The 16,648-nt window shown below is 32.6% G+C and carries 11 protein-coding genes; 9 read left to right on the top strand and 2 right to left on the bottom strand.

From position 1 onward, the window contains the following. The first annotated feature begins 76 nt into the window (after nucleotides 1–76). Genes LG649_RS03120 through LG649_RS03135 form a run of 4 tightly spaced genes read left to right on the top strand, consistent with a single transcriptional unit; the run spans nucleotide 77 to nucleotide 10,182 of the window. The gene (locus LG649_RS03120) at nucleotides 77–5,311 is read left to right on the top strand and encodes an HYR-like domain-containing protein (protein WP_226540808.1); all 5,235 of its coding nucleotides are present in this window, start codon (nucleotides 77–79) and stop codon (nucleotides 5,309–5,311) included. A gap of 11 nt (nucleotides 5,312–5,322) precedes the next feature. Further along, nucleotides 5,323–6,252 (top strand): PorP/SprF family type IX secretion system membrane protein, encoded by a 930-nt coding sequence (locus LG649_RS03125; RefSeq protein ID WP_226540810.1) that lies wholly within the window; start codon nucleotides 5,323–5,325, stop codon nucleotides 6,250–6,252. Nucleotides 6,253–6,263: 11 nt separating this feature from the next. Next, nucleotides 6,264–8,249: an OmpA family protein gene (locus LG649_RS03130; RefSeq protein ID WP_226540812.1), complete on the top strand. Its 1,986-nt coding sequence runs from the start codon at nucleotides 6,264–6,266 to the stop codon at nucleotides 8,247–8,249. 31 nt (nucleotides 8,250–8,280) lie between these two features. Beyond that, nucleotides 8,281–10,182 carry an OmpA family protein gene (locus tag LG649_RS03135; protein WP_226540814.1) on the top strand — a complete coding sequence of 634 codons (1,902 nt, stop codon included), beginning with the start codon at nucleotides 8,281–8,283 and terminating at the stop codon, nucleotides 10,180–10,182. Between the two features lie 73 nt (nucleotides 10,183–10,255). Here LG649_RS03135 and LG649_RS03140 read toward each other — a convergent pair whose 3' ends face one another. Then, complete coding sequence (locus LG649_RS03140; RefSeq protein WP_226540816.1) at nucleotides 10,256–11,203, bottom strand: phosphoribosylaminoimidazolesuccinocarboxamide synthase; 948 nt, start codon at nucleotides 11,201–11,203, stop codon at nucleotides 10,256–10,258. A gap of 160 nt (nucleotides 11,204–11,363) precedes the next feature. Next, the gene (locus LG649_RS03145; protein WP_226540821.1) at nucleotides 11,364–12,317 is read right to left on the bottom strand and encodes a PhoH family protein; all 954 of its coding nucleotides are present in this window, start codon (nucleotides 12,315–12,317) and stop codon (nucleotides 11,364–11,366) included. A gap of 157 nt (nucleotides 12,318–12,474) precedes the next feature. Between LG649_RS03145 and LG649_RS03150 the strand changes: the two genes are divergently transcribed. Genes LG649_RS03150 through gldG form a run of 5 tightly spaced genes read left to right on the top strand, consistent with a single transcriptional unit; the run spans nucleotide 12,475 to nucleotide 16,598 of the window. Next, nucleotides 12,475–13,368, top strand: coding sequence for an SAM hydrolase/SAM-dependent halogenase family protein (locus LG649_RS03150; protein WP_226540822.1), 894 nt, complete (start codon nucleotides 12,475–12,477; stop codon nucleotides 13,366–13,368). Nucleotides 13,369–13,383: 15 nt separating this feature from the next. Beyond that, complete coding sequence (locus LG649_RS03155; protein WP_226540823.1) at nucleotides 13,384–13,680, top strand: putative quinol monooxygenase; 297 nt, start codon at nucleotides 13,384–13,386, stop codon at nucleotides 13,678–13,680. A 56-nt stretch (nucleotides 13,681–13,736) separates the two neighbouring features. Beyond that, nucleotides 13,737–14,453, top strand: a complete 717-nt coding sequence (gene gldF, locus LG649_RS03160) for a gliding motility-associated ABC transporter permease subunit GldF (RefSeq protein WP_226540825.1) — start codon at nucleotides 13,737–13,739, stop codon at nucleotides 14,451–14,453. Next, nucleotides 14,453–14,938 (top strand): hypothetical protein, encoded by a 486-nt coding sequence (locus LG649_RS03165; protein WP_226540827.1) that lies wholly within the window; start codon nucleotides 14,453–14,455, stop codon nucleotides 14,936–14,938. The genes gldF and LG649_RS03165 overlap by 1 nt, the downstream gene beginning before the upstream one ends. Beyond that, entirely contained in the window at nucleotides 14,931–16,598 is a 1,668-nt protein-coding gene (gldG, locus tag LG649_RS03170; protein ID WP_226540829.1) for a gliding motility-associated ABC transporter substrate-binding protein GldG, read from the top strand. The genes LG649_RS03165 and gldG overlap by 8 nt, the downstream gene beginning before the upstream one ends. Nucleotides 16,599–16,648: the final 50 nt, after the last annotated feature.

Below are 16,648 nucleotides of genomic sequence, written 5' to 3' on the forward strand. Positions count from 1 at the left end.
AAAATCTTTAGTTACTTTAATAAAATAGAGAGTAATTAAAATTTAAAACTTAGGTCTATATAAACTAATGAAAAATATGAAAAATAAATACAATTATATTTCATTAAACAAATTAAAAATATTTTCTGTATGGATTATTATTTTTATCATAAAGTTTACCAATGCACAACAAGCACCATCTATACAAACTGGGGTTACTTTTCAATGGATGGCAGCTCAACCATTAACAACTAGCGAAGCTGAAATTGAGTCTGTTACAATTAATGGGGTTTTATATAACACTTTTGTGGTTCCCTCTGAATATGAATTAACCAGACTAGGACCAGATGGTAATGCAAATAATAAAATTATAGAAAATGGAATAACATTAGCAAATTCAAGTGCAGATCCAAACTGGAACATTTTGGCGCTAGAAGCATTCAAAGATAAAAATTTAAATCATATTTTTGATGCTAGCGGTAATGGGGCTAACATATGCAATGATTTTGATGCGCTTGAAACTACTTACGCTCAAAAACAAACAATTTTTTATGAAAATCCTATTCCATCAAACGATGGTGGTGTTTTGGCTGTAACTGAGAAAGGAGGAAATAATTGTTATTATATTGAGGTTTGGGGAACGCCAGTTGGCGGTGGTCCTGAACAAAAATTAGGACAGACATTTGTAAGAAATAGCGGAGATTACTATGGTTCGGGTTTTGCAGCACCAAATACTGGTTCTGATTATTGGAAATCTGGAAGGCAAAATCATAATGGCCAATCAATAGCTATCGCTCTTTTCTACTTAAATAACCTAGCACCTACTGGATCATTAATAACAAAAATTGAATTTGTAGGAGCAACAAGAGATCATGGGGATGGGAAGTTTTTTCTACTTCAAAAATATGCTGTAGATCAGCAATTGATTGAATGTTTAGATGAAACATATAATGGCGATTTAAAAGTTATAAATAATGAACCAACAAATTCAACATACACTTTAATTTCAGGTCCATCATCTCCTGGTGAATCTTTTAATTTTAATACAGACGGAACATATACCTATGAACCTTCTCAAGGATTTATCGGTGATGTTTCTTTTACATATCAATTATGTTTACCTGACCCAAATACAGATGTATGCGATTTAGGAACGGTTATTTTATCATACGTTGATTTACCTCCTGAACCTAGTTATGAAATTGATTGTACTGGGGGTGACGATAATTTCACACTCACTATAACTAATCCTTTAAATACAGACTCCGATCCTAATCAGTATGAATATTCTATAGACGGGATCAATTATCAAGCTTCACCAATATTTTCAGGTTTACTAGAAGGCACTTATACAATAACAGTAAAGAGTACTTATACTGATTGTGTTAGAACGGCTGCTTCTGATGCAGAGTTAGTTAATGACATTGAAGCACCTACAGGAACTGCTCCATCAGGTGAAACAGGTGTTAACTTATGTATGGACGATGCAGAGTCAACCTACCCTTTTGAAACTACATCCATAGCCTCAAATTATTCAGACTACTGTAGTGAAAACTTAACCATAAATCTTATAAACACAGTCTTATCTGGAGATAATTGTGCATGGACATTAACATATACATACGATGTTATTGATTCCTCTGGAAATAAACTAGAAAATGAAACTATAGTTTATTCTGGAAGCGACCAAAGTGCCCCAACAGGTTCTGCTCCAATGGGTCAATCAGACATAAATCTATGTTCTGCTGATGCTATATCAAATACTCCATTCAGTGATACAATAATCGCTTCTTATTATTCTGACAACTGTTCAAACGTTACAATAACTTTAAAAAATACTGAACTTAACGGTAATGATTGCTCTTGGAGTTTAAAATATACTTATGACGTATTAGATGAATGTGGTAATAAATTAGAGAATGAAAGCATTACACATACTGGAGGTAATCAAACCCCTTTAAGTTTTTTATCAGAAGCTAGTGATTTTACTGTTGAATGTAACGGAGATAATTCTGAAGACTTGCAAAATTGGATAAACAATCATGGGGGTGCTACCATCAACAGTACTTGTTCATCAATAACTTGGTCTGATGATTATTCTGATATTGATATTGATTGTGGTATTGCAGGAACTGGTATGGTTACATTTACGGCTACAGACTCGTGTGGTAATTCTATTTCATCATCAGCAACATTCACTGTTGAAGACACTACTGCTCCAATCATAGATATAGAAGCTAGCGACTTAACAGTTGAATGTGACGGCTCTGGTAACACTTCTGACATTAACAATTGGCTAACAAGTAATGGTGGAGCTTCAGCTTCTGATAACTGCTCTTCTGTTACATGGACCAATGATTATTCTGCCTTATCTGATGAATGTGGTGCTACTGGTTCTACTACTGTAACTTTTACGGCTACTGATGCTTGTGGTAATGAAACCATAACAACTGCAACATTCACTGTTGAAGACACTACTGCTCCAATTATAGATATCAATGCAAACGATTTAACGGTTGAGTGCGATGGCTCTGGAAACACTTCTGATATTAATAATTGGCTGACAAGTAATGGTGGAGCTTCAGCTTCTGATAACTGCTCTTCAGTCACATGGACTAATGATTATACTGCTTTATCTGACGACTGTGGTTCTACTGGCTCTACTATTGTAACTTTTACAGCTACTGATGACTGTGGTAATACAACAACTACAACCGCTACTTTTACCATTGTAGACACTACAGCTCCTAGCATAAACACTCAAGCTAATAACATTGTAGTTGAGTGTGATGGCTCTGGCAACAATAACGATATTCAAGATTGGTTAAATAATAACGGAGGTGCTGTTGCTTCTGATGAATGTTCTACAATTACTTGGACAAATAATTACGATGGTACAACTTCAGACTGTGCTAATGCAATTACTGTAACGTTTACTGCTACCGATGAATGTGGAAATTCTTCAACTACTTCTGCAACATACGCTATTGAAGATACAACTCCACCAACTTTAAATAGTTTGGCCAGCGACTTAACAGTTGAGTGCGATGGAGAAGGCAATATTTCAGAATTCAACACTTGGTTAACAAACAACGGAGGAGCTAGTGCCTCAGATGATTGTTCGGCCATAACATGGTCTAACAACTACACTTCTTTTTCAGATGAATGTGGTACTACTGGTTCGGCCACTGTAACATTTACAGCTACAGATAGTTGTGGTAATGAAAATAAAACTACTGCAACATTTACTATACAAGATACTACCGCACCAGAATTACCTGAAGCACCAGCAGATATTACTTATGAATGTATTGAGGATGTTCCTAATCCTGAAACATTAACAGCTACAGATAGTTGTTCAGGGGATTACACAATTACAGGTACTGACATTATAGATGAAACAGACTCTTGTAACATAATTATAACAAGAACATGGACTTTTACTGATAGCTGCAATAATACAAGTTCTGTATCACAAACTATAACAGTAAAAGATACCACACCGCCAGTACTAGTTTTACCAAATAATGTTTCTGCTGAATGTAGTAATGATTTATCTCCAATTTCTTTTGGAAGTGCAACAGCTACAGATAATTGTGATACTAATCCAATAATTACATTTAGTGATGTAATTACAAACGGATCTTGTTCCGGTACGTATTCAATTACCAGAACCTGGATGGCTACAGATTCATGCAACAATACAACAACTGCCGACCAAACTATTTCAGTTTCTGATACTACAGCCCCTGAATTTGATCAAACCGAATTACCACAAGATGTTACTGTTGAATGTGATGCCATTCCAGAGACCATAACCTTAACAGCTACTGATAATTGCAGCGAGGCAACAGTTACTTTAGATGAAGAAATTATCTCAGGAAATTGTGAACAAAATTATACTATAATACGCACTTATACTGCTACAGACGAATGTGGATTAACAAGAACTCATATTCAAACAATTACAGTTCAAGATACTACACCACCAGAATTTGTTGAACTATTGCCTTTAGCTAATATTGTAGTTGAATGCGATGCGGTTCCAACTCCAGAAATCCTTACAGCTACAGATACTTGTAGTTCTGCAACTGTAACAGTAAACGATACTCGAACAGATGGTACATGTGAAAATAACTATACACTAGCACGTACCTGGATAGCCACTGATGCTTGTGGTTTAACTACATCTTTTACCCAAAATATAGTTGTACAAGACACCACTGCTCCTACTTTTAACGAAAGCCTGCCTAGAGATATAACCGTGGAATGTAATGAAATTCCTGAAGCCGAAAACCTTACTGCTTCAGACAATTGTGGAAGCGCTACCGTTACTGTTGAAGACACTATTACAAACGGAAATTGTCCATCATCATATATAATAACTCGTGTTTGGATTGCTACAGATGAATGTGGATTAACTTCAAATCACATACAAACCATAACAGTTCAAGATACAACTGCACCTCAACTTGCTAGTCCTTTTGATGAAACCTTAGATATAAGTTGTACAGATATACCTGATATACCAAACTTAGAATTCTCTGATAATTGTTCGGAAAACTTAACTGTAAACTATGAAGAAGAAAGCTCTTTTGAAGATAATGTTTTTGAGGATTATGTCATTACAAGAACATGGACAGTTATAGATGAATGTGCAAATCAAGCAATATTCACTCAAACACTTAATGTTACTTTAGATGAAATTTATTCTGAAATTGTTGCGCAAGATGTTTGTTACGATAATGGTGCTGTAAATTTAGATGATACTCTAACAAGTGACATTAACTTAAATGGTACTTGGGAAATTATAGAAGGAAATACAAATGCGACATTAACAGGTAATATTTTCGATCCTACTAATCTTCAGTTAAGTGAAGACTTTTTACCAGAAAGCGGCGGTATAGATTATAGATTTAGATACACCACAACAGATCAAGGATGTTTAAGTGTAACAGAAGTAACCATGAATGTTCATGCAGATTGTGTTGTACTACCATGTGGAGAAAACGATATTAAAATCTCAAAAGCTATAACACCTAACGGCGATGGTTATAATGATACTTTTGATATAGAAGGAATTGATTTATGTGGTTTTGTTGCAGAGGTTAAAATATTTAATAGATGGGGAGCTTTAGTATTCGAATCTAATAATTACACTTTAGGTAGTACAGAAACATCTGGTGCCCATGGCGATTGGGATGGCAGTTCTCCAAATTCATCGGTTGGAACTTCGGGTAAATTACCAAATGGAACTTATTATTACATTATTAAATTAAGAGATAGCGGATTAAATGCTTTAACCGGCCCTATTTATTTAGGAACTAAATAAAAACTTAACCTATGAGACTGTTAAAAATTACAATATTCGCAATTGCCTTGTTAAGCTCTATAACTAGTAAAGCACAACAATTACCGCAATTCACTCAATACATGTATAATACAATATCTATTAATCCTGCTTATGCCGGTAGTAGAGAAGCTTTAAGCATTGTAGGCTTACACCGTAGCCAATGGGTTGGCTTTAAAGGAGGTCCAATAACACAAACGCTATCAATACACACTCCTTTAAGAAACGATAGGATTGGTTTAGGATTATCATTTATTGAGGATGATTTAGGTCCACAAAATTTCTCGTACTTATATGCAGACTTTTCATATGCAGTACCAACTGGTCGAGAAGGTAAATTAGCATTTGGTATAAAAGGAGGTTTTACACAATTTAGTTTCGACTCAGATTTTAGATTAGAGGAATCTAACTTAAGCGATCCTTTAATCTATGGTACAGAAGATAGATGGTCACCAAATATTGGTGCTGGTATTTATTGGAGCACAAACAGAATTTATGCTAGTTTATCTGCCCCAAGAATATTAAACAACGATTTTAGTAACCGAAATAACGATATTGAAGCATTAGAAAGAATTAGTTATTATTTTACTCTTGGCGGAGTAATTGATTTAAGTCAATCTATAAAATTTAAGCCTGCCGGTTTAATAAAAGCAACAAATGGGGCGCCACTTTCGTTCGATTTAACTGCTAATTTCTTGTTTATCGAGAAGTTTTGGGCAGGAGCTTCCTATAGAATAAATAATGAAACAGCAGCAATTGGTGGCATTGTTGATTTTCAAATATCTAGACAATTAAGAATAGGCTATGCCTATGAAAAACCAATTTCTGAAATTGCAGATTATACAACTGGCACGCATGAAATTTTACTTATTTATGAGTTTAAATTCTTAAATTCTAAATTAAAATCTCCAAGATATTTCTAATATAAACTATTATGAAACAAACTAAATACATATTAGTTGTATTAACTATTTTTATAAGTTTCCCCCTGTTTTCTCAACAAGGTAAACAAAAACGTGCAGATACACTTTTTAATAAATTTTCATTTGTTAAAGCTGCAAAAGTTTACAGAGAACTTATCGATAAAAATTATAACAGGGATTATGCTACCCGAAAACTTGCAGATTGTTATGCTTATTTGCGGGATCCAAGAAATGCAGCGCGGTATTACAAAACTGCAGTAAAACAAAAAAACGTTCCTGTAGAATATTATTACAAATATGCACAAGCTTTAAGAGGAATAAAAAAATACGATGAATCTCAAGAATGGCTTAAACGTTATAAAGATTCTGGTGGAGTAGTTAATGCAAATGATTTTTCTAAAGATGTAAATTTTATAACTAGTGTTTTTGGAGCAGACCAACAATATTTTTTAGATCGTTTTAGATTTAATTCTAAGTTTAGTGATTTTGGTGCTTTTCAACAAAACGATAAAGTATATTTTACTTCTGCCCGTGATGAAGGTGTTGGTGTAAAACGTTTGTATGGATGGAACGAACAACCGTTTTTAGATGTATATGTAGCAGATGTAAATTCAAAAAAAAATGTTGATTATTCGGCAAAAGTTAAAGGTGACATAAATTCAATTTATCATGATGGTCCTGTAACAATAACAAAAGATGGGAAAACCATGTATTTTTCTAGAAATAATTTCACAAAAAATTCTGAAATTAAAGACAAAAATGGTTTAACCAACATGAAAATTTACAGAGCAACTTTAATTGACGGTGAATGGAAAAACATTGAAGACTTACCAATAAATGGAGATGAATTTTCAACACAGCACCCTGCTTTAAATGTAGACGATTCAAAACTTTATTTCACTTCAGACAGGCCAGGAACTAAAGGAGGATCAGATATTTGGGTAGTAGATATCTTTCCTGATGGTTCTCTACGTAATATAAAAAACATGGGAGCGGTTGTAAATACCGAAAGTGCAGAAGGATTTCCTTTTATTAACAATGAAAACGTATTATTCTTTTCATCCGATGGACATACAGGATTAGGCTTATTAGATATATTTGCTACTATAAAAGATGAAGAAAACAATAATGAAATTTCAAGTGTTATTAACGTTGGTGTTCCTGTAAATTCTAATGCAGACGATTTCTCCTTCAGCATGAATCCAGATGGTATTACTGGTTATTTTGCCTCAAACAGGCGTGGTGGTCGAGGAAGTGACGATATATATGCCTACCACAGAGTACCTATTTTAAACGTTGAAGGTGTAGTTACAGATGCTATAAATGGTAACCCGGTAAAAGGCGCAAAAATTACATTATTTGATGATAAAGGAAACCAAATTGCATTTATGGAAACCGATGAAAACGGTTTCTATCAAATAAATATTGATCGCAACCAAGATTTTAAAATTGTAGCAAGTCAAGATAAATATATAGATGATTACAGAACATTTAACTCTAAAAAAATTCAAACAGAATTAACCTCTATAGCCGCAAATTTATTGTTGAACCCTATACCTAATGTGGCTAAGTTAGCCGACTTAAATAATAAAAATTTAGATTACGAAAATGTAAACGATTCTACAGCAATAAAACAAGCTAAATTAAATCCTATATATTTCAAATTCGAAAAGTATAATATCCAACCCCAATATGCTTTAGAACTTGATAAAATTGTTAAATTAATGACTGTAGATTATCCTGAAATGGCTATTAAAATTGAAGCACATACAGATTCAAGAGGTCCAAAAGAATACAATAAATTCTTATCAGAGAACAGAGCTAAATCAACATATAATTACTTAATTTCTCAAGGTGTAAACCCTGAAAACATTGTTGAATACAAAGGTTATGGTGAAGAAAAACTAATAAATGAATGTGCAGATGGAGTTTCTTGTAGCAAAGAAAAACACCAACTAAACAGACGCACAGAATTTGTTGTTGTAAAAATGGAATAAACCACAAACTTTTTTAATTAAATAAGACCCCATGAGATTAAAATACTCTATAATATATAATATTGCGTTGTTACTAACTGTAGTGAGTTATGCTCAAACCGGGAAACAAAAAAAAGCAGACTATTTATTTGAAAAACTCTCATATTCTAAAGCAGCCGAAACCTATTACGACCTTATTAACAAAAAAATAGATACTATTAATGCCTCAAAAAAATTAGGAGATAGCTACTATAATTTAAGAAACCCAGATAGTGCTGCTGTTTACTATAAAAAAATAGTATCAAATCCAGATATAGATCCTATTTATTATTACAAATATGCACAAGTTTTAAAAGGCATAGAAAATTACGATGAATCTAGAATATGGTTTAAAAAATATGCTGAATCTGGAGGAACTTTAAGTGAAAATTCAAATGATTCTGACTTTTTAAGTAAAGTAAATTCCGATTATTTTTTAAAAGAAGTTAAATTTAATTCCGAATACAGCGATTTTGGCGCTTATGAATTTAATGGAACAATATATTTTGCTTCCAGCAGAAATACAGGAGTTTTAACCAAAAAAAAATATGGTTGGAACGGTCAACCTTTTTTAGATATTTATACTACACAGCAAATAACAGATAGTGTTGTAAGTCATAAAAATAAATTAAAAGGAAAAGTTAATACGGTTTTTCATGAGGGATCATTAACTATTACCAACGATGGCAAAACCATGTATTTTTCTAGAAACGATTTTATAAAAAATAATCGTGGTACAGATGAATTGGGTATCACAAATTTAAAAATCTATAAAGCATCATACATAGAAGGTAAATGGAAAAATATTGAAGAATTACCATTTAATAGTAGTGCTTTTTCAACAGGTCATCCAGCTTTAAATAAAAATAACAACAAGCTTTATTTTACATCAGATAGACCTGGAGGATATGGTGGATCGGATATTTATGTGGTTTCTATCAACGAAAATGGCAATTACAGCAACCCTGAAAACTTAGGAGAAAATATAAATACTGCTGGCAATGAAAGTTTTCCTTTTTTAGATGCTAATGATAAATTGTATTTCTCCTCAGATGGCCACCAAGGATTAGGCTTATTAGATATTTTTGAAACAATAGAAAATCAAGATAGTAAAGTTATTGGCGTAAAAAATATTGGTAAACCTATAAACTCAAGTAAAGATGATTTTTCTTTTTTCCTAAATCCCGATGGTTTAACAGGCTATTTTTCATCTAATCGTGAAAATGGTATGGGTAGTGATGATATTTATGCATTTGATAAACTACCACAACTTATAGTTGAAGGAACTATAGTAGATATTGAAACTAAAAAACCTATTACTAACAGCGAAGTCGTTTTGGTTTCACCAACTGGAGAACAAATTGCTTCAGTAGTATCTGATAAAAATGGGCATTATGAGATTAATGTAGACCGAGGAAAAAACTATGGTATTAAAGTTTTAAAGGAAGGTTACATTGATTTAACATCGCTTATTAGCACTAAAAGAATTGATAATAACATCTCTAAAATTACCGAAAATATAGAATTAAATCCGAAAGTTATTGAAACTATACAAGATGCCGAATTCTATCCTATTTATTTTGATTATAATAAAGCTGTGATAAGAAAAGATGACACTAATGAATTAGATAGGATAACAAACTTTATGGTTAATAAATATCCTAATATGGTTATAAAAATTTATTCTTACACAGATTCTAGAGGGTCACAAAAATATAACCTAAAACTTTCACAAGAACGTGCTATTGCAACTTATAATTATTTAGTTGAAAAGGGTGTTGAACCAAATAGAATTTTAGAATTTAAAGGTTTGGGGGAAGAAAATTTAGCCAATAATTGCGACGATAAAACAAAATGTACCGAAGAAGAGCATCAGCTTAATCGCCGTACAGAATTTATAATTCTAGGAAATTAAAGTATAAAAAAACCTCTTAAGCTATATAGTTTAAGAGGTTTTTTATTTTGTGATTGTTTTTTTACAAAAAAATCTATTTTAAGTATTTTAAAACATTAGCTTCTATTCTACCTTGAATATAGCTTACATCTCCTTTTTTAAAGGTCTCGCCTGTAATGTTTTCATAAAGTTCTATATAACGCTCGCTTACAGTTTGAATATATTCATCACTCATGTGAGGGACAGTTTGCCCTTCTAAACCTCGAAAATTATTTGAAATTAACCACTGGCGTACAAATTCTTTACTTAGTTGCTTTTGTGCTTCTCCTTTATCTTGACGCTCTTGATAGCCTTCGGCGTAAAAGTAGCGAGAAGAATCTGGTGTGTGTATTTCATCAATTAATACAATTTTACCATCTTTAGTTTTCCCAAATTCGTATTTAGTATCAACTAATATTAGTCCTCGTTGTGCTGCTATTTCTGTACCACGTTTAAATAGTTTACGGGTATAATCTTCTAAAACAATATAATCTTCTTCACTTACAATACCTCGTTTTAAAATATCTTCACGAGATATATCTTCGTCATGGTCGCCCATTTCTGCTTTAGTAGCTGGTGTAATTATTGGTTCTGGAAAGGCATCATTTTCTTTCATGCCTTCTGGCATTGGCACACCACAAAGTATGCGTTTTCCGGCTTTATACTCACGAGCTGCATGACCACTCATGTAACCACGTATTACCATTTCTACTTTAAATGGCTCGCATAAATGCCCTACAGCTACATTGGGGTCTGGTGTTGCTACTAACCAATTTGGTACTAAATCTTCAGTATCCTTCATCATTTTTGTGGCAATCTGGTTTAATATTTGCCCTTTAAATGGAATGCCTTTTGGCATTACTACATCGAATGCTGAAAGCCTATCGGTAGCAATCATTACTAATTGCTCGTTATTTATGTTGTAAACTTCACGAACTTTACCTTTGTATACGCTTTTTTGATTAGGAAATTTAAAGTTAGTATCTGTTATTGTGTTGCTCATTTTTATTTAAAATTCGGTGTGTTGCTGTTTGTGTTAGGCTATTGCTTTTGCTGTTTAGATTTTACATTCAGGCTAGTTTAGCCCCGATTGATGCGGCATCCTTTTTTGCCAATAAAAGCAAAAAAGATATAGCGGAAAGCGGGAATAGCTTCTTATAAATTTAATCTCTGTTTTCTATGCTTTTGTAGGCTTCTATTACTTTTTTAACGAGTTTATGGCGAATTACGTCTTTATCGTCTAGAAAAATTATGCCTACACCTTCGATATTTTTAAGTACTAGTAATGCTTCTTTTAGCCCAGAAATGGTACGACGCGGTAAATCGATTTGTCCTGGATCGCCGGTTAATAAAAACTTAGCGTTTTTACCCATTCGGGTTAAAAACATTTTCATTTGGGCATGGGTTGTGTTTTGTCCTTCGTCTAGAATTACAAAGGCATTGTCTAGTGTACGGCCTCGCATAAAAGCCAATGGGGCAATTTGTATAGTGCCGTTCTCGATATAATGTGCCAGTTTTTCTGGTGCTATCATGTCGCGTAATGCATCGTAAAGTGGTTGCATGTACGGATCTAATTTTTCTTGTAAATCGCCGGGTAAAAACCCTAAATTTTCTCCAGCCTCTACCGCTGGTCTTGTTAAAATTATACGCTTAACTTCTTTATTTTTAAGAGCTTGTACGGCTAAAGCTACACCTGTATACGTTTTACCTGTTCCGGCTGGTCCTATTGCAAAAACCATATCGTTTTTTCGCATACTTTCTACCAATTTGCGCTGGTTTGCGGTTTGTGCTTTTATAAGTTTGCCGCCTACACCATGCACAATGACTTCTCCGCTTTGTTGAGATGTTGTATAATCGTCGCTACTTTGGCTTGTTAAAACGCGTTCTATGGCATTTTCATCGAGCTTGTTGTACTTTCCAAAATGCTTTAAGAGCATGGTTATGCGCCTATCGAATTCTTCTAGTAATTCTTCGTCTCCAAAGGCTTTTATTTTATTTCCTCGTGCTACAATTTTTAGCTTTGGGAAATACTTTTTTAAAAGTTCGATATTAGCATTTTGAGCTCCAAAAAACTCTTTTGGGCTAATTTCTTCAAGTTCAATGATAATTTCGTTCAAAAGTGTAATTTTAGGTTTTAAAGTTTGCCTGATTATTTAAAAAATTATTACCAAATCAGACCAAATGATTTATTAGTTTTGTAAACTTAAGTGATACAACTCAAAAATACATAATTTTGAGGCACACTTTACTAAAAACATATCAACAATTTTTAACATGCCAATAATAACATTAACCACCGATTTTGGTGACAAAGATTACTTTGCTGGTGCTACTAAAGGGGCTATTTACAGCGAGCTTCCTGATGTTACTATTGTTGATATCTCTCATCAAATATCGCCTTTTAATATTCCTGAAGCAGCTTATATTATACAAAATGCTTACAGCAGTTTTCCGAAGGGTACCATACACATTATTGGTATAGACTCGGAATTAAATGAGGAGAATAAGCACATTGCTTTAAAACTAGACGACCATTATTTTATTTGTGCAAATAATGGCATTATGAGTATGCTTTGTGCCGAGGTAGCACCCGAAAAAATTGTTGAAATTAATATTCACGATAAAATTACTTCAAGCTTTCCTGTGCTTGATGTTTTTGTTAAAGTTGCTTGCCATATTGCACGTGGCGGAACACTTGACGTAATTGGTAAATCCATAAACAAAATTAAGCCTATTAGGAACCTAAAACCTTACGTTAATGAAGACAAAACACAAATTATGGGTAGTGTAATTTATATTGATAATTACGGTAATGTTGTAACTAATATTACACGTAGTTTTTTTGAAACTATACAAAAAGGAAGAAATTTTGAAATTTCTGCTAGAAATTACACTTTCAAAAAAATTTATAATAAGTATAGTGATTTTATTAATTTTGAAATACCTGAAAATAAGCGTAACGACGAAGGTAAACGCTTAGCTGTGTTTAATTCTGGTAATTTTTTAGAAATTGCTGTATACAAAAGTAATATTAATACCGTAGGTAGTGCATCAACCCTACTTGGGTTAGGTTTGCTAGATACAATTAGTGTGCATTTTATAGCAAATAAAACTATACCAGATCCAGATAATTTTCCGCCTACAGTAGGCCACATAAATAAGTACTAATTAAAATAATAACAAATGTTAGTTAGAATAGTTAAAATGGGATTTTATAAACAAAACATTGATGTTTTTCAAGAACATTTTAACAACCATAAACAAGATATTAGAAATTTTGAAGGCTGCCAGTTTTTAGAAGTTTATCGTGATGTTAAAGATCCATCTGTATTTTTTACCTACAGCTATTGGGAAAACGAAGATGCTTTGGAAAACTACCGAAGGTCTGATTTATTTGCAGAAGTTTGGGGAAAAATAAAACCTTTATTTAGTAAACCACCAAAAGCTTGGAGTGTAGAAAAAATTTTAAGCTTAGAGTAAAAATCAATAATTAGGTTTTATTAAACAAAACACTAAATTTGTTGTAAAATAATTTCATGCTAGCATTATTAAAAAAAGAAATAAACACATTTTTTGCCTCGCCTATTGGCTATTTGGTAATCGCTATATTTTTAGTTTTAAACGGGCTATTTTTATGGCTGTTTAAAGGTGAGTTTAACGTTTTAAACTATGGCTTTGCAGATTTATCTTCGTTTTTTTTATTAGCCCCTTGGATACTTATTTTTTTAATTCCTGCCGTTACAATGCGTAGCTTTAGCGATGAGAAAAAACAAGGCACCATGGAACTTTTACTTACAAAACCAATAAGCAAATTAAACATTGTTTTAGGTAAATATTTAGGTTCATTTATTTTAATTTTAATCGCGTTACTGCCAACCTTAATATATGTTTATACAGTATACAATTTAGGAAATCCTGTTGGTAATTTAGATTTTGGCAGTACACTTGGTTCATATTTTGGCCTATTATTTTTAGTAGCGGCCTATACTGCTATTGGTATTTTTACATCCACCCTCTCAGAAAACCAAATAGTGGCATTTATAATAGCTGTTTTTATCTGTTTTATATTTTTTATTGGTTTTGAAGGGATTGCAGATTTTACTTCTAGTAATTTTATAGATCAATTAGGAATGAGTGCGCATTACAAAAGCATGAGCCGAGGTGTAATAGACACCAGAGACTTGGTTTATTTTTTAAGTATTACCGCTTTATTTTTATTATTAACCAAACTTAATATAACCAAAGAAAACTAATGATTTTCACTCCTCTCTTCATAACATTTTTAATTATAGTTTTTGCATTAACATGGTTATTTGTTAATACTATAGACAAACGTAAATGGCTTACATTTATAGTAAGTTTGGCGCTTACACCTATTGTCTATTTTTATGTCTTTTATCCGTTTATTAATATTTTTGTTAGCTATCATCATGAAAAATATTTTAATGCTAACGCTTGGGAAAACAAACCTGCATTACGCTACGAAATGAGTAATTATATAGTTAACGACAGCATTTTTATTGGAAAAAGCAAAACTGATGTTGAGCAAGCATTGGGTAAAGCAGAATGGTTTAGTTGGGACGATTCTATAAAAGCAAATTCACCAGAAATGTGGAACTACAATCTTGGTTTTAAACCCGGAGCATTAAACCAAACACAAGAATGTTTAGAGTTAGTTTTTAAAAATAATAGAGTGGTTACTGTAAAACAATATCAATTAGAACAATCTTTTGAATAAAAACATAAAACACATAGCATTATTAGTATTTGTACTTTTTGCCATTAATTTTATTGCAAACAAAGCTTACAAACGTTTTGACTTAACTACAGATAAACGTTATACATTAAGCGAAGCGGCAGAAAATATTGTAAACAATATTGAATCGCCTTTAGTTATTGATGTTTTTTTAGAAGGAAACGATTTTCCTTCAGAATTTAGAAGATTACAACGCGAAACCACCGAATTATTAGAAGAGTTTAAAGCTAAAAATAAAAATATTGTTTTCAATTTCATTAATCCACTAGAAAATGAAGACACTCGCGACAGAAATATTGAACAACTTACACGACGCGGTTTAACACCAATGCAACTTACCGTTCAAGAAAACGGCAAGTCATCGCAAGCCATAATTTTTCCTTGGGCATTAGCTAGTTATAATGAACAAACAGTTATTATTCCGTTGGTAAAAAATAAAATAGGTGCTTCGCAACAGGAATTAGTTACCAATTCGGTACAACATTTAGAATACGCTTTCGCGGATGCTTTTAGCAAACTTACACAAGCTAAAAGCAAAAAAATAGCAATATTAAAAGGTAACAAACAATTAGAGGATAAATACATTGCCGATTTTGTAAAAACCATTGGTGAATATTATTTAATTGCACCATTTACATTAGATAGCGTAGCTACAAACCCGAAAAAAACACTACACGATTTAAGCCAGTTTGATTTAATAATATCTGCAAAACCATTAGAGCCTTTTACAGAAGAAGAAAAATTTGTGCTAGACCAATACACCATGAATGGTGGCAAAAGTCTGTGGTTAATTGACGCTGTAGCTATGGAAAAAGATAGTTTGTACAATGATGCAGGACGTAATTTTGCTGTAGGACGCGATTTAAAGCTAACCGATTATTTCTTTAATTACGGAGTTCGTATAAACCCTGTAATTACTAGTACGTTGTACTCTGCTCCTATTACACTAGCCATGGGAACTGGTAGTAATTCACAATTTCAGCATTTACGTTGGCCGTATTCACCTTTGGCTGGAAGTAACAATACTCATGCTATTACTAACAACCTAGATTTAGTAAAGTTTGACTTTGCCAACCAAATTGATACCTTAAAAAACAGCATAAAAAAAACTATTTTACTTGAAACAGCTCCGCTAACCCGTTTAGAAGGAATTCCAAGAGAAATAAGTTTAAACATTGTTACACAAGAGCAAGACCCTTCAACATTTAACAAAGGTAAACAGAATTTAGCTGTATTGTTAGAAGGTGAGTTTACCTCAGCCTACAATAATAGAGTTAAACCATTTTCACTTTCACAAATAAAAAATAAAAGTGTACCGACTAAAATGGTTGTAATTGCAGATGGAAATATTATTAAAAATGATGTTTCTAGAAATACACCGCAAGAATTAGGTTTCGATAAATGGACGGGAAAACTTTACGGTAACAAAGAATTTTTACTAAATACAGTAAATTACCTACTAGACGATAACGGACTTATAAACATTCGTACTAAAGAAATATCGGTTGCATTTTTAAATCAAGAAAAAATTGCAGAACAAAAAACAATGTGGCAGCTAATAAACATAGTGCTTCCGCTACTTTTATTGGCAATATTTGGTATACTTTTTACTTATATTAGAAAGCGTAAATACAGCGCTTAAATGTTAATAAGTTTGTTTCATAATATACACACTTTGAAATATATTTGTAA

Origin of the sequence: Neotamlana laminarinivorans, assembly GCF_020523925.1 — a bacterium.
GTDB lineage: Bacteria > Bacteroidota > Bacteroidia > Flavobacteriales > Flavobacteriaceae > Neotamlana > Neotamlana laminarinivorans.

Coding starts and splice junctions, on each gene's coding strand:
- LG649_RS03165 (WP_226540827.1), top strand. CDS start 14,453: ATGATTTTCACTCCTCTCTTCATAACATTTTTAATTATAGTTTTTGCA.
- gldF (WP_226540825.1), top strand. CDS start 13,737: ATGCTAGCATTATTAAAAAAAGAAATAAACACATTTTTTGCCTCGCCT.
- LG649_RS03130 (WP_226540812.1), top strand. CDS start 6,264: ATGAAACAAACTAAATACATATTAGTTGTATTAACTATTTTTATAAGT.
- LG649_RS03135 (WP_226540814.1), top strand. CDS start 8,281: ATGAGATTAAAATACTCTATAATATATAATATTGCGTTGTTACTAACT.
- LG649_RS03120 (WP_226540808.1), top strand. CDS start 77: ATGAAAAATAAATACAATTATATTTCATTAAACAAATTAAAAATATTT.
- LG649_RS03125 (WP_226540810.1), top strand. CDS start 5,323: ATGAGACTGTTAAAAATTACAATATTCGCAATTGCCTTGTTAAGCTCT.
- LG649_RS03155 (WP_226540823.1), top strand. CDS start 13,384: ATGTTAGTTAGAATAGTTAAAATGGGATTTTATAAACAAAACATTGAT.
- LG649_RS03140 (WP_226540816.1), bottom strand. CDS start 11,203: ATGAGCAACACAATAACAGATACTAACTTTAAATTTCCTAATCAAAAA.
- LG649_RS03150 (WP_226540822.1), top strand. CDS start 12,475: ATGCCAATAATAACATTAACCACCGATTTTGGTGACAAAGATTACTTT.